Origin of the sequence: Brevundimonas sp. PAMC22021 (assembly GCF_019443405.1) — a bacterium.
GTDB lineage: Bacteria > Pseudomonadota > Alphaproteobacteria > Caulobacterales > Caulobacteraceae > Brevundimonas.
In genome coordinates this window covers 1,616,529-1,636,961 of sequence record NZ_CP080376.1, presented here as the reverse complement: position 1 = coordinate 1,636,961, position 20,433 = coordinate 1,616,529, and the positions used below count along the sequence as shown (strand labels likewise).

The following is a 20,433-nucleotide window of genomic DNA, read 5'->3' as shown; positions in this document are numbered from 1 at the left end:
GTCAGACCAGATATTGCTCGTGGATCGCCGCGCCCAGCGCGTTGTTCTCGTTCAGAAAGGCCTGGATGTACTCGTGCAGGCCCGATTGGAAGATGTCCTCGATGCGCGCCTCGTTGAACCGCGCGAGGCGGGCCGAAGCGAGACGCTGGGCCGGGCCACGCCGACCATAGTCCGCCGCCAGCCGCTCCAGATAGCTGACGATCATGCCCTGGCAACTGGCCAGAGAGCGCGGCATCTGCCGGTTCAGCAGCAGCAGGTCGGCCACCAGCCAGGGACGCACGGACTCACGATAGACCCAGCGGTAGGCGGTCAGGGCGGAAACCTCCCGAAGCAGGGTCTCCCACTGGAAATAGTCCAACTGCCCCCCGATCCGCTCGCCCGGCGGCAGCAGCAGATGATATTTGACGTCCAGCAGACGGGCGGTGTTGTCGGCCCGCTCGATCGCCATGCCCAGGCGGAGGAACCAGTAGGCGTCGTTGCGCAGCATGGTCCGCGACGTAGCGCCCTCGACCGCCAGGGCGGTCGACTTCACGAAATCGAGGAAGTTGACGAAATCATCGCGGCGGCTGGGTTCGCCGATCTCGTTCAGGCCGTTCCAGGCGCCGTTGATCGCCTCCCAGAGTTCAACCGTCAGGGCTGTGCGGACCGAGCGGGCGTTGGTGCGGGCGCGGGTGATGCAGGCCTTGATAGAGGTGGGGTTATCGCCGCCGAAGGCCAGGAACTCGCGCACCGACGTCTCCGACGGCGTACGGCCTGCGGCGTCAAAGGCGCCCTTCACGCCCGAGGACGCAATCGCGCTCGCCCAGGCGGTCACGGCGGCCTCGTCTCTCGCCGGCAGGGCGGCCAGCCGAATGGCCGCCTCGAGGATACGCGCGAGGAAATCGGCCCGCTCCATGTAGCGGCCAGCCCAGTAGAGATTGTCGGCGGTCCGGGATAGCATCAGTCGTTCAGCACCCAGGTATCCTTGGTCCCGCCGCCCTGGCTGGAGTTCACCACCAGCGAGCCCGGCTTCAGCGCCACACGCGTCAGGCCGCCCGGCGTCACCCGGGTCCCGGCGGGACTGGTCAGCACAAAGGGGCGAAGATCGACGTGACGCGCGGCCAGCCCGCCACCGTCAAGAGTGGGCGCGGTCGAGAGGCTCAGAGTCGGTTGGGCGATGAAGTCGTCCGGATCGGCGATCAGTCTGGCGCGGAAGTCCTCGATCTCGCTCTTTGTCGCCGCCGGGCCGACCAGCATGCCGTAGCCGCCTGAGCCGCCGACCTCCTTGACCACCAGCTGGTCCAGCTGGCCCAGCACCGCCTTCAACGCCTCGGGCTCGCGACACCGCCAGGTCGGAACGTTCTTCAGCAGAGCCTCCTCGCCTGTGAAGAAGCGGATGATCTCCGGCATGTAGGTGTAGACCGCCTTGTCGTCGGCCACGCCCGTTCCGACGGCGTTGGCCAGGGTGACGCGTCCCGCATGATAGGCGGCCATGAGCCCAGGCACGCCCACTGTCGAGTCCGGCCTGAAGGTCAGGGGATCCAGGAAGTCGTCGTCGATGCGGCGATAGATGACATCGACACGCTTGGGGCCTTCGGTCGTCCGCATGAAGACGGTGTCGTCATTGACGAACAGGTCGCCGCCTTGGATCAGCTCCACGCCCAGCTTGTCGGCGAGAAAGCTGTGCTCATAGTAGGCCGAGTTGAAGGGACCCGGCGTCAGCACGACGATGGTGGGGTCCGCCCCGGCCGTCGCCGGAGCCGAGGCCTGCAGTGATCGCAGCAGGCTGTCGGTATATGCGTCTACCGGTCGGACCCGATATTCCGCGAACAGGTCGGGGAACAGCCGCATCATCATTTCGCGGTTCTCCAGCATGTAGGAGACGCCGCTGGGCGTGCGGACATTGTCCTCCAGCACGTAGAAGCCGTCCTCGCCCGTGCGGACAAGATCAATCCCGGCGATGTGACACCATACGTCGCCGGGTGGTCGACGCCCCTGGATCTCAGGCCGGTATTGCGGATTGGTCAGGATGAGATCGGTCGGGACGACGCCGGCCCTGAGGCATTCCTGAGGTCCATAGATGTCGCGCAGGAAGGCGTTGAGCGCGGTCACGCGCTGCTTCAGTCCTTTCTCAAGCAGCGCCCATTCCGCCGCATCGATAATGCGGGGCACGACGTCGAACGGGATCAGGCGTTCATTGGACTCGGCGTCCCCGTGCACGGCGAAGGTTACGCCCATGCGGCGGAAGAACAGCTCCGCCTGGCGCGAACGCGCCCGAAGAAGGTCCGGCGGCGCCTGTTCCAGCCAGGCCCCAAGGGCTCGGTAGCTGTCGCGGACCTCTTGAGATCCGCCGCCGGTCATTTCGTCAAACGCCTTCGTCATCCGCCCCCGCTGCGATCAACCTTTGCAGACTGAACGCAGCCAAAGCGCCTTCGCAACACATTTGTTGCAGCGAGGGGAAGATGGTCGGATCAACCCTGGCGTTGGCGCGGCTGGGAAAATGCCCGGGTGTCGGATCGGCCGCCGCTCTCACGATCGTCGACGTCGAGCCGACATTGGAGAAGAAGCGCCTCCGCCCGCGGCCAGATCCGTTGCGCGAGGCCGACCATGGGGCCGCTGATCTTTCCCTCGAGCCAGGCGTCCATGAGGGCGCGGACATAGCCCATGCACGTCGCGGCCGCCACGCGGGCGGCGAGGGTGGGGACGGGCAGGGGGTTGGCCAGGACGCGATGCCCATCAAGCGCGAGCGCGATCAGGTCGTCGATGCGGCTGGTCCGCTGGCGGGCAAAGGCCTGGAGCAGTTCCGATTGCAGAATGACTTCATGATTGGCGCGGAAAAGATCGGCATTCCGGTCATAGCTCGCCGCCGTGTCCATGAAGGCGCGGCGTAGCGCCTCGATCGGCGGATTGTCCGGAAGATGCCGGCCCAGTGTTTCGGCGTAGTACTCGACGATGGTGTCGCCGTCGAACAGGATGGCGTCCTTGGTCTTGAAATGGCGGAACAGGGTGCGCTGGGTGACGCCCACGCGAGCGGCGATCTGTTCGGTGGTGACGCTGTTGAAGCCCTGCTCGCGAAACAGTTCCACGGCGGCGGATCGAATCTCGAAGCGCGTCCGCATCTTGGCGTCGGCGCGTGATCCCGGCGTCGGGGCGCCGGCCCTCGTCGGCGCTAGAGTGTCGCTCATCGGATCATCAGATATCAACAGGCGCCGGCCGGCACGCGCATCCGGCTAGGGTATGGACACGGCGATGGAGCCATTTCGATCAGTTCTCGCCGGGCGCGGTCTATGCCCCAGATGCGGCCCTGGGCCTCGTCCCATGCGATCGCCTGTCCGGGCGCGGCCGCGGGCATGGTCGCGACATGGCGCAAAACGCCGCCCGCCTCGGGCAGGGCCAGGACGTAGATCTCCCGAGCGTCGTGGCCGGTCACATAAAGACGGCCGTCGGGACCCCAGACGCCGCCCGAACTGCTTTTCGGCGCGAAGCGGGCCAGCACCGTCTCAGGAAACAGCCAGGCGGATGTTCGCCGCCATTCGTCGTCGAAGCGGACCAGGACCGTGCTCTTGTGGTCGCGGCCGGCATCGCCGCCCCGATCGTCATAGTTGGCGAAGGTCGCCCACCAGAAGCCGTCCTTCCGAGTCACCCAGGTCAGCGAACCGGTTCCTGGACCCAGCGAGACCGTGCCGACATGCGTCAGGGAGGCGGGGTCGAAGACCTCGACCGAACTGGTCATGGGGGTGGCCGGATAGTTGGATGAGGCGCACACCAACCGGGTTTCGATAACGGCGCAGCTGTTCAGGTGGGGAAACAGCGCTGGGTCCCCGGTCCATTCCGCGACCTTGCGGCCCGTGCGCTTGTCGTACTTGCCGATGCGCGTGTTATCGATCGCATACAGGTGATCCGCATCGACCGCGACGCCCTGGCGCGCTTCGTCGGCGGGAATCCGCCTGACCTTTTCGGCGGGCGCAAGCGTGGGCGGCGGTGCGGCAGGTTCAGACATCAGGGCGAGAGCCCAAACGGCGGAAATGAGCATGGCGGACCTCAGGCCGCGACCGCGCCGGGGCGGCCGTTCTCGATGACAAAGGCGTTCAGCGTCGACAATCCGGATTCGGCGTCACGTGCATCGTCCAGGGCGCGGAAGGCGATCTCGGCCCGGCCGGGCGTCAAGTCCAGGCGACCGTAGCCCCGCCGACCTGTCTCATAGACCTCCAGGCGTGGGTTCAAGGCCTGCACCCGCCGGGCAAGGGCCGCATCCATGCCGAGCGACGTCATCGAGCCCCCCACGAACTCGCTGGCCACCACCGGACCGTCGCCGTTCCGGCGCACCGAGCCTGAGGCGAAGGCGTGAATGTCGCCGCCCAGCACCAGGGGGTTTTGCGTTCCGGCGTCGATCCAGCGCGCGATGATCCGTTCGCGCGTGGCGGGATAGCCGTCCCACCCATCGTTCGAGAACCGCACTTCGCTCAGATTTGCGGGATCGCGCAGTTCCAAGGGGCCGAACAGGGTCTGCTGCGTGAGCAGGTTCCAGCGGGCGGGCGTGCGGTCAAGCGTGTCCATCAGCCAGGCCTCCTGACGTTCGCCCAGGATCGAGCGGGCAGGATCTCGCCGGGCGTCGCAGTCGGCGATCAGCTTGCCGGATTGACCGGGCTGGGCGCACGGCGCGGCGTCGCGGTGCTGGCGGTCGTCGATCAGCTGGAACTGGGCCAGCGCGCCCCAGTCGACGGCGCGGTGCAGCAACATCGATGGGCCGACCGGCAAGGCCGTGCGGCGCAGCGGCATGTGTTCGAAGTAGGCCTGGTATGCGGCGGCGCGCCTGCGAAGAAACAGTGCGGGATCGACGTCGCCGTCGCGATCGCCGCCATAGTCGTTGACCACCTCATGATCGTCCCACAGCACCAGCCAGGGTGCGACGGCGTGCGCGGCTTGCAGCAGCGGGTCCGACTTGTAGGTGGCGTAGCGTACCCGATAACCGCCGATGTCGGTCGGCTCCGGGTTCTGGTGCAGGCGCACGGCGTTGCGACTGCCGGGGTCGCCTTCGTAGATGTAGTCGCCCAGGAACAGGATCAGGTCGGGGTTCTCCGCCGCCAGGTGGCGATAGCCGGCGTAGAAGCCGGCCTCGTACTTCTGGCACGAGGTGAAGCAGGCCCGGAGCCGATCGACGGACGCGCCGGCCGGCGGCGTCGTACACGCGCGTCCGACCGGACTGGCCTCGCCGCCCGCGGTGAAGCGGTACCAGTACTCGCGGCCGGGTCGCAGTCCCTCGACTTCGACGTGGATCGAGTGCCCGGCCGTCGGCTGGGCGAAGGTCTCGCCCGAGGCGACGACCCGCGACAGTCGGGCGTCCTCGGCCACGATCCAGCGGACCTGGACCGGTCGAGCCGGCATGCCGCCATCGCCTTGCAAGGGCCGAGGCGCGAGACGGCTCCAGATCACGAACCCGTCGGGCAAGGGATCGCCGGAGGCGACGCCGAGCGTAAACGGATAGTCGCCGACGCCGGCGCGGGCGCTGAGCAGCCCGTCCAGCGACACGGGGGCAAGCGCACAGCCGGCGGCGACGGCGGCGCCCTGAAGCAGGCGGCGACGGGAGAGGGCTTCCGACACGATCAGAACCTGAAGCTTACGCCGGCCGACGCCGACCAGGAGTAGATTTCCCGCGAAGACACCCGGCTCTCGTCTCCGAGATAGGTCTCGAGCGGCTCGTCGTTGATGTTCAGTATGGAACCAAAGACCTCGATCCCTTCGCGCAGGCGGTATGAGGCCTTGAAATCGAGCTGGTTGCGATCGGCCACATAGAGGTCGAGGCCCGGCGCGTTGAGCGCTTCCAGGTATCCGCTGCGGTGAGCCAGGGCGAGGCGAGCCGACAAGCCGTACTTCTCATAGAAAAGGGCGACATTGCCCAGCGTATCGGACTGACGGAAGAACGGAATGTCGTCCGTGCGGCCAAACAGTTCGGTCGAGCTGCCCGTCAATGTGCCGTTCGCCGACAGGCCCAGGCCGTCGAAGGGAGAGGGCAGGGAGGTGAACTGCTGCTGGTAGTTCAACTCGATGCCCCTGATCGTGCCGCTGGCCGCATTCTCGGGCCGAGTGGTGGTGAGCAACGAGAAGAACTGCCCATCGATCGTGGTGTTCGTCTGATCGATCGTGCGGTTGTAGATCGGGTTTTCGATGTCCTTGTAGAACAGGCCCAGCGATATGATCCCGGCCGGCGTCAGGTAGTATTCCGCTGAAAAGTCCAGGTTCATGGACTCGAAGGGCTTGAGGTCGGGGTTGCCTTCGCTGATCGAGCCCCGGAACACGCCCGCGGACGTTTCATCGAAGTTGAAGTCGCGGCGCGGCACGATGTCGGTGTAGTTCGGCCTGCCGATCGTGTTCGACCAGGCGGCGCGAAGGACCAGATCCTCCATCGGTTCGGCGCGCAGGTGCACGCTGGGCAAGACGTTGGTGTAGCGCGTACCGCCGTCGCGCAGGGGCGTGCCCGTCAGAACGCCGCCGAGACGCTGCAGATCGTAGGCGGAATAATCGGCGTCCGTATGTTCCACCCGGACGCCGGCGATCACCGTCACCCCGCGCAACTCCGCGCTGGCCATGCCGTATCCCGCGGCCACCTTCTCCTCGACGTCGAAATCCGTGACGAGCGAGTCCGTGACTGTAGTCGCCGGGTCGGGGATGAAGTTGGCGAGGTTGTCGCGGAACACCGCCTCGGCCGCAGGGAAGTCCACCACGGGGCCAAAGGAGAACCGGTCGTCGAAGAAGTCGTCCGGCCCGCGGCCGGACACCGCCGACAGGAGAAAGGGCGTTCGCGTGCCTGTGAAATTGGTGTTCTGGCGGTCCCAGGACTTGTCGCGCTGGACGTAACGTGCGCCGGCCTTCAGGAAGTTGGACGCCTGGTCCAGGTCATAGCGAAGATCGAAGCCCAGCGAATAAGTGTCTTCCTGCACATCGTCGGTGCGGCGGCGCACGCGGCGAAACGGATAACGCGCCGGGTCCTGCAGGTTCGGCGACCGGATGTCGAGGAACGGGCCGCTCGCTGAATAAGTGTTGGGGAAGGCGTTGGTGGCGGAGCGGAATTCCCAGTCTATGCGACGTGGCGTGTCCTCGGCGGCGTCCGCATAGACGCCGTTGAGGTCCAGGGTCCATGGCCCTGCCGCATACCGGGCGCCGGCCGAGAGATTGTACAGCGTCTGAACAACCTTGCGGCTGCGAAGTTCGATCGTGCCCCGGCCGCCGGAGTATTGGCCACTGGTCGGGGTGGCGTTGGTCAGGGTTCCCAAGGCGTACTGAACCGTCAGGCTGTCGCGTTCCTCGTCGTCTGCGTAGCGGGTGAAGGTGTTGTTGGCGAACAGGCGCCATTCGTCGTTCGGTTTCCACTCGAAGTTGGCCACCACGCCGGTGCGCTGACGTTCGATCGAGTAGTCGCGGAAGACCTGGCTGTCCGGCAGGATCTGCCCGTTCACCGGTCGGTAGCCGCCGCCTTCGATGGTGTCGGACTCATAGTCCCGGAATGAGTGGCTGAGACCCAGAACCACGCCGAACTGATCGGCCGACCCGAACAACCGTCCCCAGGACAAGTTCGCGCTGTACGGCGTGTTTCCGCTCTTATCGTTGTAGCCAACGGTCGCCGAGCCGTAGCCGAAGCCGCCCGGACGGTCGAAAGCGCTGGCCGTCACCAGATTGATCGAGCCGCCGACCGCGTTCGCATCCATGTCGGGCGTCAGCGCCTTGACGATCTCGACGCGCGAAATGATGTCGGACGGAAAGGTGTCCAACGCCACGCGCCGGGAGCCGCCTTCCGGTCCCGGGAAAATCTGACCGTTGACCGTGACGTTGTTCAAATTGCTGTCGACGCCGCGCACGATGACGTAGCGCCCTTCACCCTGGTCGATGGAGATCGATACGCCGGGCAGGCGCTGGACGGCGTCGGCGGCGTTGGCGTCAGGCAGCTTGCCGACGTCATCGGCCGAGAGCGCCTCGATGATGGTGGGCGCCGTTCTCTTGACCTGCAGGGCTCGGGCCTGGGCCGCACGGGCTCCCGTCACGACGATGTCGCCCAGCTCTGTGCCGGTCAGTTCGCCGCCGAGGCGAAGCTCGATCGGCACCACGCCGTCCTGATCAACGACAACGGTCTGTGTCACCGGCTGGTAGCCAGTGTACCGCGCGATCACCGTGTACTGACCGGCTGCGAGGTCCGCGACCGCGAAGCCGCCGGAGCGATCGGATGTCGACTGGCGGCCGTTCTCGAGGATCTGGAGGGCCGCGCCTTCCAGTAGGGCGCCGGTGTTGGCGTCGATCACACGTCCCCGGACTTCCCCGGCCTGAACCGCTGCAGCCAAGGCCATCAGGCTCGTGCCTGCGAGCGCCGCCGCCCCAAGACGGAACCGGCGCGCGCCGAAATATCGAGAAATGCTCACTGTCTGTCCCCTGCAGGCACGACGGAGATGGAACCGTTCGTGTCAGTGACTGACCTAAATGCTCCCGGTGACGGGCGTGTATGTGTTCCCTGTCACTCTTGTGAAGCTGTCCTGCGCGCCGGGGCTGGCTCGCGCCCAACCCTCGTGGAGGGCCGTCGAGGGAGGCTGTACAGATCCGAGCCGGTCGCGGGCGCCGCCGAGGCGAGCGTGCAACCCCGAGACGGCACAGACCGTATCTGCCGGCTCACCCGTGACATGGAGGTTCTTTGCGTGCAGCACTACGAGGCGCGGTTTCCTGACGGCCATGTTGTTCGAAAGCGGGCGATGCGCCCCTACGACTTCGCTTGGCGCGTTCATTACCGGATCAATGGCTTTCTGCGTTTTCTGACAGGTTTCACCATCAATCAGGACCGTGCGGAGGAGGCGATCGCCGGCCACGCCCGAACCATGAGCCGGACATCCAGCCGTAGCGTGTTCGTGTCGTCCGAGATCGTGACGACCCGTCCGGCGACCTCGGATAAGCCTCAAGGATCTGTCGCTTAGGTCGGTGCATCTTGAAGGACGTTCTCACGCTCGCCGAAACCCGCCGCGTTGCGCTCGCGGCTCAAGGATTCAACCGCTTTCGAAAGGGCGGCGAGGTTGATCGCCTGCGGATCGCAAACACGATCGCACGGCTTAACCTTCTTCAGGTCGACAGCGTCAATGTCCTCGTGCGTGCGCACTACATGCCGCTCTACTCGCGGCTGGGACCCTATTCGCGCGAACTGCTGGATACGGAAGTCGCGCGCCTGCCGCGCCGGCTGTTTGAGTACTGGGCCCATGAGGCGTCGCTGCTTCCGATCGACTTCCACCCGCTGCTCCGCTGGCGCATGGCCGACGCCGCGCGCGGACAGGGGGTTTGGTCGCGCCTCCAGCCCTTCGCAACCGAGCGTCGAGGCGAGGCCGAAGCCCTGCTCGACCGCATCGCCGCGGAGGGACCGCTCGCGGCTTCCGATCTCGGTGGTCGGCCCGCCCGCAAGGGCATGTGGGAGTGGAGCGACGCGAAGCAGGCGCTGGAGTGGCTGTTCTGGTCGGGGTTCGTCGCCTCGACCCATCGACGCGGCAGCTTTGAACGGATCTATGACCTGACAGAGCGCGCGCTGCCGCGCCGGATCGTGGAGGCCCCGACGCCGGCGCCCCGCGACGCCAAGCGCCTGTTGGTGGAACGCTCGGCGCGCGCGCTCGGCATAGCCACGTCCGGCGACCTGAGGGACTACTTCCGGCTTTCACCGGAAGACGCGCGCGCGGCGATCAGCGACCTGACGGATGCGGGAGTTCTGTCGGCCGTCCAGGTCGAGGGCTGGTCTCAGCCGGCCTACCTGCACCAGGATGCGCGGCAGGGCCGGCGCCTGGGCGGCGAGGCTCTGCTTTCGCCCTTCGACCCGCTGGTTTGGAAACGCGATCGGGCGGAGCGGCTGTTCAGCTTTTCCCATCGACTGGAAATCTATACCCCAGCCCACAGGCGTGTGCACGGCTACTATGTGCTGCCCTTCCTTATGGACGGCGCCATCGTCGCGCGGGTCGACCTCAAGGCCGACCGTCAGGCCGGTCTCCTGCGCGTCCTGAGCGTCCATCTCGAGCCAGGAGCGCCTGCGGAGACGGTTGAGCGACTGTGGGGCGAGCTTCGCCGGATGGCCGGTTGGCTCGGTTTGCAGGATGTGACGCAGCAGAGGCGGATCGATAGGACTTGAAATATCACTAAAGCGGCAGTGAGAGAAACAGGCCTGCTCGAGGTTGGAGAGGAGGTAGCCCGGTCGTGCTAAATGCGTCGGCGCGCGGGACTGGTCGAGACCCAGACAATGGCGGCCGCGCCCAGCAGGATGGAGGTTACGCAGGCGCCGAGCGCCAGCAGCCCTGCAGGCGTGTGCTTGACCTCGACCTTCAGAGACGCCGGACCGACCTCGGCTTCCACCAGCAAGGAGTCGTCGCGCTGCGGTTCGATCCGTCGGGCATCGCTTGCTCGCGCCGGCGAAGGCGTCGCCGCATCCGCCAGCGGCGGAGCTTCGGAAGCGCGGTGACGGATCGGGGCGGGCGGGGGCGTCTTGGGGGGCTTTGGCACGATTTGATCGCCTCTGATGGGGTGCTCAGGATGCACTAACGGACGGGGCCGAGGGATGAATGCTTCTATTGAAGCAGCACCATCCCCAGAAGGGCGAGGCTGATCGTGCTGGCGATCAGCGCGATCAGCACCAGCAGCCCGTCCCGAGCCGTCAGGCCCAGTCCGAACGCGGCGATGGCGGAAGCGGGGGCGACGACGGCGAAGGGCAGCAGTTCCAGCGGTGGAATGGCGAAGGCGATCACCACGCAGATCACCGCCACCACCCGTGTGAAGCCCGCCTGCGTGAAGACGCGCAGGCGCGGCTTGACGAAGCGGTCGATGACCCGCGCGGGCTTGCGCAACCAGCTTACGGCCTTGTTCAGCCGATCGGCGCCGACGGAATGTTCGCGCAGGCGTCGCGGAATCCAGAACCGGTCGCGCCCGATCACCAGTTGGCCCGCGATCAGCACCACGATGATGGCGAAGGCGGTCGGCAGGCCGGGAATGACCCCCAGCGGCGTCAGCGCAGCGAGCCCGGCGGCCAGCAGCAGCGGACCGAAAGAGCGTTCGCCGATCGCCTCGTGCACGTCCTTCAGTGGAACCTTGTCCTTGCCATCGGCGGCCTGTTCGAGTTCGTCCAGCAGGGTTTCAAGGTTCTGCGGCTTGTTCTGGTCGGCTTCGGCCATCTGCGTCCATCGTGTTCGCCCATGCTGACAACGCACAGGAGCGGCAACAGTCCCCAGCCTATGCCACGATACGACTTTCTAGCGTGACGGTGCGGCGCTAGAAGGTTCGTCCCCTGAACAGCCTGAGCTTGAACATGACCTTGCGCGCCGCCCTGCTCGGAGCCGCCGCTTCGCTGGCCATGGTCCCATCTGTGTCGCACGCGCAGGATGCAGCGGGGCACGCTGCGGCGCTGGACGACGTGGTGGTCACCGGATCGCTGATCCGGGGCGAAAGCGCGGCGACGCCGGTCGAGACGGTCGAACGCGTCACGCTCGAGGCGGCCGGCGTGCTTGATGCGTCCGGCCTGGTGCGGCTGGTCGCGGCCAACTCCGGCTCGGAAGCGCAGGTTGATCAGTTGAATCAGCCGCAGAGTTCGGGCACGGCCCAGTTCAACCTGCGCAATCTGGGCCTCGGCTCGACCCTGGTGCTAGTGAATGGGCGGCGCCAGACCGCCAGCGCCGTGACCGCCACCGACGGCTCGTCGTTCGTGGACATCAACTCTCTGGTTCCTCTGATTGCTTTGCAATGGGTGGACGTGCTGAAGGACGGCGCCTCCGCCACCTATGGGTCGGATGCCGTCGCGGGCGTGGTCAACTTCGTGACGCGCCAGGACGTGGAACGCCCCGAGGTCCGCGTCCGCTACGCGGCCGCCGACGGTTCTGACGAGACGACGCTGGAGGCGATCGGCGGGGGCGAGGTGCTGGGCGGGCCGTTGGTGCTGGCGGGGTCGTTCTATCACCGCTCGTCGCTGGGCTCGGACGACCGGGACTTCACCCAGGCTGAGACCTATGGCTTGGCGCCCTGGACGGCGGTGACGAGCTACGGTCAGCCGGGCTCCTACTTCCGGGCCAGCACGCGCGCATTTTCACCGGACCCGGACTGCGACAACCCGGCGTTCGGCTCGGCCTATCGCACCGGAGCGGCGGACACCTTCTGCCGCCTCGACTATTCGGACTTCTTCGACCTGGTTCCGGAAGAGGACCGCATGCAGCTGTTCGCCACGTGGCGGCGACCGCTGGCCGGGAACATAGACCTGTCGCTTGAGGCGGCCTGGTCGCGCAACCAGACCTGGGTGCGACAGTCGCCGTCGCTGCCGATCCTGGCGCGCACGGTGATCGTGCCGGCCAGCCACCCCGACAATCCGTTTGGCGAGGACGTGCTGTTCCGGGGCCGGCTGCTGGGCGCCGAGGCCGGCGCCTCGAGCGCGGTGTTCGACTATGACACCCGCCGGATCGCGGGCGCGCTGGACGGGACCTTGGCCAGTGGATGGGACTGGAGCCTGTCCTCGACCTTCAGCCGCCAGACGGTGTTCTACAACAAGCCCGACGTGATCGGATCAGCGCTTCAGAACGCACTGAACGGGCTGGGCGGCGCAGGGTGCGATCCGGCCACGGGCACGCCCGGCGTCGGGGACTGCCGCTACTTCAACCCGTTCGGCAGCGCCTATCTGGGAACGGGCACGTCAAATGACGCGGCGCTGATCGACAGCCTGACCGGCTACACGGGCCTGCGCGGCTCGGCCAGTCTGTGGACCGTGGATGCGCTGACCAGCGGGGAGGCGGCGCGGTGGGACGGCGGCGCATTGGACCTCGCCATCGGGGTCCAGGCGCGCCGCAGCGGCTATCGCCAGGACTGGAGCGATCTGGCCAACTCGGGCGAGCTGCTGACCGCCGGCGTGTCGCCCGACTTCGAGGGCCATGAGGACGCCGGAGCCGTGTTCGCCGAAGGCCGCCTGCGTCTGGGCGCCCGCTTCGAGGCGCAACTCGCCGCCCGCTACGAAAGCGAAGGCGGCGCCGACCGCCTCAGTCCCAAGGTCGCCGCGTCCTGGACGCCGATCGATCCCGTGACGTTGCGCGCCTCCTATGCACAGGGCTTCCGCTCGCCGTCCGTCTATGTGCGACAGGGCGCACAGGCGTCGCAGCCGTCGGTGCTGGATCGCGGCGCATTCGTCTTCGTCAACACCGTCACCTATGGCGATCCGAACCTGGAGCCGGAGGACTCCGAGAACTGGAACCTGGGTGTCGCCTGGCGTCCGCTCGAGGGGCTGCAGCTGTCGCTGGACGCCTGGCGCTTCGACTACGAGAACCTGGTGGTCAAGGAGACGGCGCAGGGCCTGATCGACCAAGCCGCCGCCGACGACCGCGCCGGCCTCACCGGCACGGACGCCCAGACCCGCGTGCGTCGCGATGCGGCCGGAACCCTGACATTCGTGGCGCTGAACTTCGTCAACGCCTCCTCAATCGAGACGGAGGGGCTGGACTTCGCCGCCCGCTATGACCGCGAGACCGACGTCGGCCGCCTCGGCGCGTCGGCGACCTGGACCTATGTCGATCGCTACGACATCCGCCTGACGCCGGGCGCCGTGGCGACGTCGGGGGTCGGCTCCACCAACCTGAACACCATTGGACGGTCGCTGCCGCGCAATCGGGGCGAGTTCGCCCTGTCCTGGGCGCTCGGCGCCTGGTCGGCCACGGGGCTGGCCCATTATACCTCTGGCTACAGCAATGATCGCAGCGGTATCACCGATGCTCGCATCGGATCGCAGACCACGGTCGATCTGTCCGCCAGCCGCACATTGGGCGAGGACCTGACGCTGAGCCTCGGCGTGGTCAATCTGGCCGACCGCGATCCGCCGCTGGCCCAGTTCGCCCTCGGCTACGATCCTGTCGTGGCCGACCCTCGCGGGCGGGTGTTCACCGTGGGGCTGAGCCGGCGGTTCTGAGGCGCTCGCCCCCCTTACTGAACCAGCTTGACGGGGCCGGACGACGGTCCGACGCCGTCCGGCACGGGGACGTTCGAGGATTGATAGTTGGCGTTGATGAACAGGGAGGCCGAGCCCTTCAGCTCCAGCGCGCGCGCCACGACCACCGTCCAGGGCGTGTCTCGCGCCACATCGGACTTGCCTTCGACGATCAGCTTGGCGCGCGGCACATAGATCACGCCCTGCAAGGTGTCGACGTTGTCGGCGGAGATGATGAAGTCCTGGGTGTTGTCGCGCGTGGCGATCATCACCATGCCGGCCCACGTCCCCGTCTGGCGGCCGTTCAGGTTGACCTGCGCCTTGTCCTTGAAGTCGAACTTGGACGCCTTGTCGAACATCAGCACCACGTCGTCGCCAAGGAGCCGGGCGTCTTCCTTGACGTCGAGGTGTCCACCCAGGAACCAGTGCTCGCCGGGTTTCAACGTCAGTTTGGCGCTGCCGAACACGGTAACGCCGCCGCAGTGGACGCCAGCGGCCAAGCTTTGCGTCCCCGTGCCGAAGAGGCGCGGCAACATGGTGCTGCAGATCTTCTCCTTGCCGAGGTTCAGGGTGGCGAACGGGTCCGGGATCACCTCCGCGCCCGTGCCCGCCACGGGAAAGATGCTGCCGCGGGCGCTTCGCACCGCCTGAACCGCCGAGGCGTTGATGTTGCCGCCTTCGACCAGGATGTCGCGGTTGGAATGCACCATGCAGGCGGGCGCCTGGATGCGGGCGCTGTCCTTGACGCGAATGACGGCCGAGTCGGTCTGGTTGAAGCCGAGGACGCACAGAGGCGTACGGCTGAGTGCCGACCCGCGCGCCAGGGCTTCGAAGTTCCAGCCGCCGGGCGGCAGCAGATTGACGAAGAACGAGGTGCGGTTGGCAGACAGGTGCACCTGAAGAACCCGCTGACCGTTGTGGTCCAAGACCTCGATCGCTTTTTGCACCCGCGGCGCCTGGGGCCAGTTCCCCAGCCCGGCGTCGACCATGGCGTTCGCCCGCTGGACCGCCGCCGCCCCGTCGATCGCCAGCGCCAGCTCCGAGGCGCCCGCCAGCGCCGAGGCGTCCGCCAGATCCTGCAGCCGACTGTCCGCCGAATGGACGCTCGCAACGTCTATGGCACCGATGGCGATCAGGGCCAGAACCGGACCGAGCAGGGCGAACTTCAGGGCGATGTTGCCACGACTGTCCTCGACCACGTCCCGAAACAGGCGCAGTGGCGCAACGGCGCGTCGGTCGGTTCGCCCTTTCAGCCGCTTACGCATCAGCATGTTCGCGCGGCATCGGCCCAGTTCCCAGCGGCAAGGCCTAACCTCGTAGACGGCTCCGGATTCATCGATCCGCTCCAGGCATTACGGCACAAGCCTTAAGGCGCGGTTTCGCTGTGCCGTTTGGGACGCGACGTGCCACCCTCTGGCGGGAACCGGCCCCTGGCGGCATAGACGCTCCATGAGCACGATCACCACGACGACCCCGCACCTCTACGGCATTCCCAACTGCGACACGGTCAAGAAGGCGCGCGTCTGGCTCGAGCAGCACGGCGTCTCCCCGGTCTTTCACGACTACAAGAAGGAGGGTGTGGACCAAGCCGCGCTGGAGCAATGGGTCGATGAGCATGGGTGGGAGACGGTCTTGAACCGGGCGGGAACGACCTTTCGCAAGCTGCCGGAAGAGGCGCGGGTCGACTTGGATCGGGACAGGGCCATCGCGCTGATGCTGAACCAGCCGTCGATGATCAAGCGACCGGTGCTGGACCTTGGCGGTCGGCGGCTGGTCGGGTTCAAGCCGGAGATCTACGCCGCGGCGTTCGGCGTCTGAGCGGCCAAGCGTCGCCTTACGAAAGTTTCACCTCCGGCCGCGCATCCACGGGCGCGTCTGGCCGCCTCTTGTGATCAGAAGGCCTCGGCAGCAAGCTGGGCCATAAGGATCAAAGGGGTATCATCGTGGAAGACTTCATTCCGATCTTCGCCATTTTCGCCGTCTTCGGCACCATCACCGCCATTGTCGTGGGTCCGAGCTATCTGAAGAGCCGCGAGAAGAAGGAGATGCAGCTGACGGTGCGTTCGGCCATCGACAAGGGCCAGCCGTTGCCGGCCGAACTCGTCGACGCCATGACCAAGGACGTGCAGCGCAGCCTGCCGTCGCGCACACGGGACCTGCGCCGGGGCGTGTTGTGGCTGGCGACCGGCGTCGGCCTGGCCGCCTTCGCGGCCGTGAACGAACTCATCGGCGGATGGGATCAGGATTTCCACGGCGGTCTGCTGGGCGTCGCCTGCATCCCCATCACCATCGGCATCGCCTTCATCGTCCTGAGCTTCTTCAACAAGAACAGGGACTGAGCGGCGGCCGGGGAGGGGACCGTCATGAAACAGCCGTTGCGTAACCTGCACGACAACGAGCTCGCCGCCCAGGCGGCGGCGGGCGGCAGGCGAGAGTTCGGCGAACTGGTGCGCCGTCATGGCTCGGCGGTGCGGGGGCTGCTGCGCCGGATGGGGGCCGAAGCGTCGCTGGCGGACGACATCGCCCAGGACGCCTTCTTGCAGGCGTTCCAGCGGTGCGGCGAGTTCCGCGCTGAGGGCCCTTTCGTCGGCTGGATTAAGCGGATCGCCGCGCGCTTGTACCTGAAGCGCCGGGCGCACGAAGCGCGCTACGTCGCCGAGGTCGAGACGGAGGACGCGGCGCCGACGTTCGACACCGCCGGGCTGATGGACCTGGACGAGGCGCTGAAGACGCTGAGCGAGACCGAGCGCCTGTGCGTCTCCCTGTGCCACGGCGCGGGGCTCAGTCACCTGGAGATCGCCTCGGCCATGAATCTGCCGCTCGGAACGGTGAAATCTCATGTCAAACGTGGTCTGGATAAACTCCGCGCGCGGCTCGATCCGCGAACGGATGCACTCGGGAGGTCGGCGCATGTCGGCTGATGAATTCGATCCCGCCATCGAGCGCCTGTTCGCCCGACAGCCTCCGCTCGTCGACACTGAACTGTTCGCGGCTCAAGTCGAGACGCGACTGACACGCTCGTCGCGGGCGAGGGCCTTTGCCCTGACCCTGGCCGGCGTTGTGGGCGGATGCGTCGCGGTGCGCGAAAGCGTGCACCTGAACTTCAGCGGCGCCGAGACCGACACGACCGCCCTGACGCAAGGGGTGCAGGCGGCCGGCGTCACGGCTCAGGGCGCGGTGCAGTCTGGGCTGGACGGCTTGGGTCTGTCGTCCATCGACCTGATGAGCACGGGCGGCATGCAGATGTTCTGGATCACGGCCGGGGCCCTGTTCGCCCTGCTGGCCGCCGGCGCCGTTCGCCTGTCGCAGGACCTCTAGGGGCGTGACGCGGGGGCTGGGCGCGCCTATCTGAGCGGCTGGCTTCCAGGAGTGAGCGCATGTCCAGCCAGGTTCAGCAGACCGTTCGTCGCATCGCGGCGCCGGACATTCAGGCCCGCAAGGGCGCAGAGCCCATCGTCTGCCTGACCGCCTATGACGCGCCGACGGCGGCCCTGCTGGATGCCCATTGCGACCTGCTGCTGGTCGGCGACAGCGTCGGCATGGTGGTCCATGGCCTGCCCAACACCGTCGGCGTGACCATGGAGATGATGATCCTGCATGGCCAGGCGGTGATGCGCGGATCGCGCCGCGCCATGGTGGTGGTCGACATGCCCTTTGGCTCCTACGAAGGCGGCAAGGAAGTCGCCTACGGGAACTGCGCCCGGATGATGAAGGAAACGGGAGCCCAGGCCGTGAAGCTCGAAAGCGGACCCACGGTGCCCGAGACCATTTCCTATCTGGTCCAGCGCGGCATTCCGGTCATGGGCCACGTCGGCCTGCGCCCCCAGGCGGTGCTGACCGACGGCGCCTTCAAGGCCAAGGGTCGCACGGAAGAGGAGCGACTGCGCGTCATCGCCGAGGCGGAAGCGACCGCGGACGCCGGCGCCTTCTCCATCGTCATCGAAGGCGTGGCCGAAGGGCTGGCGCGCGATATCACCGAGGCCGTGTCTGTCCCCACTGTCGGCATCGGCGCCTCGGCCGCCTGCGATGGACAGATTCTGGTGACGCCAGACATGCTGGGCCTGTTCGACTGGACGCCGAAGTTCGTGCGCAAATACGCCGATCTGCGAGGCGAAATCGACCGGGCGACCGCCGACTATGCGGCCGATGTGAAGGGCCGCCGTTTTCCTGCCGAAGTCGAAACCTACTTCTCCAAAAAGCCGGCTTCGCCGTAGCGCTTGCGTTGCGGCGTCGGGGCCGACCCTCTAGGGTCCGCGCCGGTTCGATCCTTTCAGGTTTTGGGGCGCGTTTCTCGTGGTTGATGTCTTCGAGCAGGTCGAGGGGGAGCTTCGCTCCGACCGCTACAAGCGGCTGTTCCGCACCTGGGGACCCATCGTCGCCGGTCTTCTGCTGCTCGCCCTGATCGCGGCGCTGGCTTGGTGGGGCTGGCAGAGCTTCCAGACGGGCAAGGCCGACAAGGCGTCGGCCGCCTATGATCGCGGCATGGAGGCGCTGCGCGCCGAGAACCCGGCCGGCGCCCGCACCGCCTTTGAAGAGGCCGCGCGCGAAGGCAACGGCGCCTACAAGTCGCTGGCGCTGCAGCAGCAGGCTGGCCTCGCCGTCACGGCCAACAACATCCCCGAGGCCATTCGGCTGTTCGACGGGGCGGCGAAGGCTTCGCGTGATCCGATCCTGTCCGATCCCGCCGCGCTGAAGGCGGCCTTCCTGGCCATGGACACCGCGCCCCTGGCCGAGGTCGAAACCCGGCTGGAGCCGCTGACCGGCGACGATCGTCCCTTGCGCGCCTTTGCCCAGGAAGCCCTGGCCATGGCGCGTCTGCAGAACGGCCAGGTTGCGCCCGCCCGGACCGCCTTTGTGCAGCTGCAACTCGGCCAGGACGTGCCCGAGCCGGTGCGCCAACGCGCCCAGGCCGCCATCGCCATGATCGATGCGGGAACGGCCGGTTCGCTGCCCGCCATCGTCCGGGCCGCCGCGACGGCGCCCGCGCCGCAGGCGCAGCCCCAGACGGCTCCCGGACAGGGCGCGCCCACTCAAGGCGCTCCGGCAGGCGCGCCGGTTCAGGCTACGCCGCAACAGTGACGATTTCCGACAGGACGCCTTCGATGACTTCCCGAGCCCTCAAGGTCGCGCTGGTCTGCGGCGTGGCCGTCACCCTGGCCGCGTGCGGCACGGTGCGCCGCAACCTGCCGTTCGGCCTGGGTCGCAGCGACGAGCCGGCGGCCACCGCGACCGAGGGCCAGCGCATCTCGGTGCTGGAGTTCGAGCAGCAGCTGGCGCCGTCCGCCGCCCTGTCGGGCCGCGACTTCTTTCTGCCGGGACCTCAGGCGGTCACGGCTTGGGCGCAGCCCGGGGGCACGCCCGAGAACCTGGTCGAGCACGTCATTGCCGCTCCGAACTTCCAGGTCGCCTGGCGGCGCAGCATCGGCCAGGGATCGCAGGTGCCCGGCACGGTGATGGCGCCGGTCGTCGCCTCCGACGGCAAGCTGTTCACCCTGGACGGCGATTCGACGGTCGCGGCCGTGTCGGCTGACAGCGGCGAAATCCTGTGGCGCACCGACATCAAGCCGGAAGGCCTGGCGCGCGGCGGCTTCGGCGGCGGCGTGGCCTATGCTGCTGGCAAGGTGTTCGTCTCCTCCGGCTACCGCGTCATGACGGCGCTGGACGCCAACACCGGTGCGGTCCTGTGGCGCACCACCGTTGACTCGCCGATCCACGGCGCGCCCACCGTTGTCGGCAACCGCGTCTACGCCATCGACGTGGACAGCCAGCTGTTCGCCTTTGACGTCAACACCGGCGCCCAGGCCTGGGCCTATCGCGGCATCGCCGAGCCGGCGCGGATCATGCGCGCCTCGAGCCCCGCGGTCAGCGGCGACACTGTGATCGCGCCCTTCTCGTCCGGCGAACTGGTCGCGGTGCGCGCCGCAAACGGCCAGGCCGTGTGGCAGCAGGTGCTGTCGCGCACCAGCCGCACCAGCGCCCTGTCCGAGGTGCGCGACGTGGCGGGCCGTCCGGTGGTCAGCCGCGGCATGATCTACGGCGTCAGCCATTCGGGCGTTCTGTCCGCGCTGGATCTGCGCTCGGGCCAGCCGAAATGGCAGCTGCCGGTCACCGGCGTGAACGCCCCGCTGCCCGTCGGCGACGTGGTCTACGCCGTGTCCAAGAGCGGTCAGCTGATCGTCGCCAACCGCGACACCGGCCAGATCTACTGGACGCGCGAACTGAACGAGGGGCGCGAGCGCAACGAAGGCGGCTTCCTGGGCTTCTTCGACCGGGAGGTCCGCCCCAGCTGGTCGGGCCCGATCCTGGCCTCCAACCGCTTGGTGATGGTCAACTCGTTCGGCGAGGCGGTGGCCTTCGATCCCAAGACGGGCGCGGAGCAGTCGCGGCTGAACCTGGGCGCGCCGGCCTATATCGCGCCGTCGGCCTATAACGGCGCGCTCTATGTCGTGACGGATCGCGGCGAACTCGTCTGCATTCGCTGACGAGCGGCTGAAACTAAGCTA

The 20,433-nt window shown here is 67.3% G+C and carries 19 protein-coding genes; 10 read left to right on the top strand and 9 right to left on the bottom strand.

Translation table 11 applies throughout. From position 1 onward, the window contains the following. Position 1: 1 nt before the first annotated feature. The 6 genes from KY493_RS08005 to KY493_RS07980 all read right to left on the bottom strand — a co-directional run bounded on the left by KY493_RS08005 (position 2) and on the right by KY493_RS07980 (position 8,387). The gene (locus KY493_RS08005; protein WP_219895911.1) at positions 2 to 940 is read right to left on the bottom strand and encodes an alpha-E domain-containing protein; all 939 of its coding nucleotides are present in this window, start codon (positions 938 to 940) and stop codon (positions 2 to 4) included. Continuing rightward, positions 940 to 2,361 carry a circularly permuted type 2 ATP-grasp protein gene (locus KY493_RS08000; RefSeq protein WP_219895909.1) on the bottom strand — a complete coding sequence of 474 codons (1,422 nt, stop codon included), beginning with the start codon at positions 2,359 to 2,361 and terminating at the stop codon, positions 940 to 942. Before KY493_RS08000 ends, KY493_RS08005 begins: the two co-directional genes overlap by 1 nt. A gap of 89 nt (positions 2,362 to 2,450) precedes the next feature. Further along, positions 2,451 to 3,164 carry a TetR/AcrR family transcriptional regulator gene (locus tag KY493_RS07995; RefSeq protein ID WP_219895907.1) on the bottom strand — a complete coding sequence of 238 codons (714 nt, stop codon included), beginning with the start codon at positions 3,162 to 3,164 and terminating at the stop codon, positions 2,451 to 2,453. Between the two features lie 14 nt (positions 3,165 to 3,178). Beyond that, positions 3,179 to 4,012, bottom strand: a complete 834-nt coding sequence (locus KY493_RS07990) for a hypothetical protein (RefSeq protein ID WP_219895905.1) — start codon at positions 4,010 to 4,012, stop codon at positions 3,179 to 3,181. An 8-nt stretch (positions 4,013 to 4,020) separates the two neighbouring features. After that, complete coding sequence (locus KY493_RS07985; RefSeq protein WP_219895904.1) at positions 4,021 to 5,580, bottom strand: alkaline phosphatase; 1,560 nt, start codon at positions 5,578 to 5,580, stop codon at positions 4,021 to 4,023. Positions 5,581 to 5,582: 2 nt separating this feature from the next. Next, positions 5,583 to 8,387 carry a TonB-dependent receptor gene (locus KY493_RS07980; protein WP_219895902.1) on the bottom strand — a complete coding sequence of 935 codons (2,805 nt, stop codon included), beginning with the start codon at positions 8,385 to 8,387 and terminating at the stop codon, positions 5,583 to 5,585. 270 nt (positions 8,388 to 8,657) lie between these two features. Between KY493_RS07980 and KY493_RS07975 the strand changes: the two genes are divergently transcribed. Together KY493_RS07975 and KY493_RS07970 are read left to right on the top strand one after the other, a co-directional pair. After that, positions 8,658 to 8,930: a hypothetical protein gene (locus KY493_RS07975; protein WP_219895900.1), complete on the top strand. Its 273-nt coding sequence runs from the start codon at positions 8,658 to 8,660 to the stop codon at positions 8,928 to 8,930. 11 nt (positions 8,931 to 8,941) lie between these two features. After that, positions 8,942 to 10,117: a winged helix-turn-helix domain-containing protein gene (locus KY493_RS07970; protein WP_219895898.1), complete on the top strand. Its 1,176-nt coding sequence runs from the start codon at positions 8,942 to 8,944 to the stop codon at positions 10,115 to 10,117. Between the two features lie 68 nt (positions 10,118 to 10,185). Here the strand turns inward: KY493_RS07970 and KY493_RS07965 are convergent, their stop codons facing one another. Next, positions 10,186 to 10,485: a hypothetical protein gene (locus KY493_RS07965; protein ID WP_219895896.1), complete on the bottom strand. Its 300-nt coding sequence runs from the start codon at positions 10,483 to 10,485 to the stop codon at positions 10,186 to 10,188. Between the two features lie 65 nt (positions 10,486 to 10,550). After that, positions 10,551 to 11,150, bottom strand: coding sequence for an exopolysaccharide biosynthesis protein (locus tag KY493_RS07960; protein ID WP_219895894.1), 600 nt, complete (start codon positions 11,148 to 11,150; stop codon positions 10,551 to 10,553). Between the two features lie 134 nt (positions 11,151 to 11,284). Here KY493_RS07960 and KY493_RS07955 point away from each other — a divergent pair, with 134 nt between their 5' ends. Then, complete coding sequence (locus KY493_RS07955; RefSeq protein ID WP_255567829.1) at positions 11,285 to 13,912, top strand: TonB-dependent receptor domain-containing protein; 2,628 nt, start codon at positions 11,285 to 11,287, stop codon at positions 13,910 to 13,912. A 14-nt stretch (positions 13,913 to 13,926) separates the two neighbouring features. On the opposite strand, the gene KY493_RS07950 is transcribed toward KY493_RS07955, so the two are convergent. Continuing rightward, the gene (locus KY493_RS07950; protein ID WP_219895893.1) at positions 13,927 to 15,201 is read right to left on the bottom strand and encodes a TadE/TadG family type IV pilus assembly protein; all 1,275 of its coding nucleotides are present in this window, start codon (positions 15,199 to 15,201) and stop codon (positions 13,927 to 13,929) included. Between the two features lie 178 nt (positions 15,202 to 15,379). On the opposite strand from KY493_RS07950, the gene KY493_RS07945 reads away from it, so the two are divergent. The 7 genes from KY493_RS07945 to KY493_RS07915 all read left to right on the top strand — a co-directional run bounded on the left by KY493_RS07945 (position 15,380) and on the right by KY493_RS07915 (position 20,412). Beyond that, positions 15,380 to 15,748, top strand: a complete 369-nt coding sequence (locus tag KY493_RS07945) for an arsenate reductase (protein WP_219895891.1) — start codon at positions 15,380 to 15,382, stop codon at positions 15,746 to 15,748. A 125-nt stretch (positions 15,749 to 15,873) separates the two neighbouring features. After that, positions 15,874 to 16,269 carry a DUF6249 domain-containing protein gene (locus KY493_RS07940; RefSeq protein WP_219895889.1) on the top strand — a complete coding sequence of 132 codons (396 nt, stop codon included), beginning with the start codon at positions 15,874 to 15,876 and terminating at the stop codon, positions 16,267 to 16,269. Positions 16,270 to 16,293: 24 nt separating this feature from the next. Further along, positions 16,294 to 16,851, top strand: a complete 558-nt coding sequence (locus KY493_RS07935) for an RNA polymerase sigma factor (protein ID WP_219895887.1) — start codon at positions 16,294 to 16,296, stop codon at positions 16,849 to 16,851. Continuing rightward, positions 16,841 to 17,248: a hypothetical protein gene (locus KY493_RS07930; protein WP_219895884.1), complete on the top strand. Its 408-nt coding sequence runs from the start codon at positions 16,841 to 16,843 to the stop codon at positions 17,246 to 17,248. The genes KY493_RS07935 and KY493_RS07930 overlap by 11 nt, the downstream gene beginning before the upstream one ends. Before the next feature lie 59 nt (positions 17,249 to 17,307). Beyond that, on the top strand, positions 17,308 to 18,144 hold the full coding sequence (gene panB / locus KY493_RS07925) for a 3-methyl-2-oxobutanoate hydroxymethyltransferase (RefSeq protein WP_219895882.1): 837 nt from the start codon (positions 17,308 to 17,310) through the stop codon (positions 18,142 to 18,144). Positions 18,145 to 18,223: 79 nt separating this feature from the next. Next, positions 18,224 to 19,009 carry a tetratricopeptide repeat protein gene (locus KY493_RS07920; RefSeq protein ID WP_219895881.1) on the top strand — a complete coding sequence of 262 codons (786 nt, stop codon included), beginning with the start codon at positions 18,224 to 18,226 and terminating at the stop codon, positions 19,007 to 19,009. 23 nt (positions 19,010 to 19,032) lie between these two features. Further along, positions 19,033 to 20,412, top strand: a complete 1,380-nt coding sequence (locus KY493_RS07915) for a PQQ-like beta-propeller repeat protein (protein ID WP_219895879.1) — start codon at positions 19,033 to 19,035, stop codon at positions 20,410 to 20,412. The last annotated feature ends 21 nt before the right edge of the window (positions 20,413 to 20,433 follow it).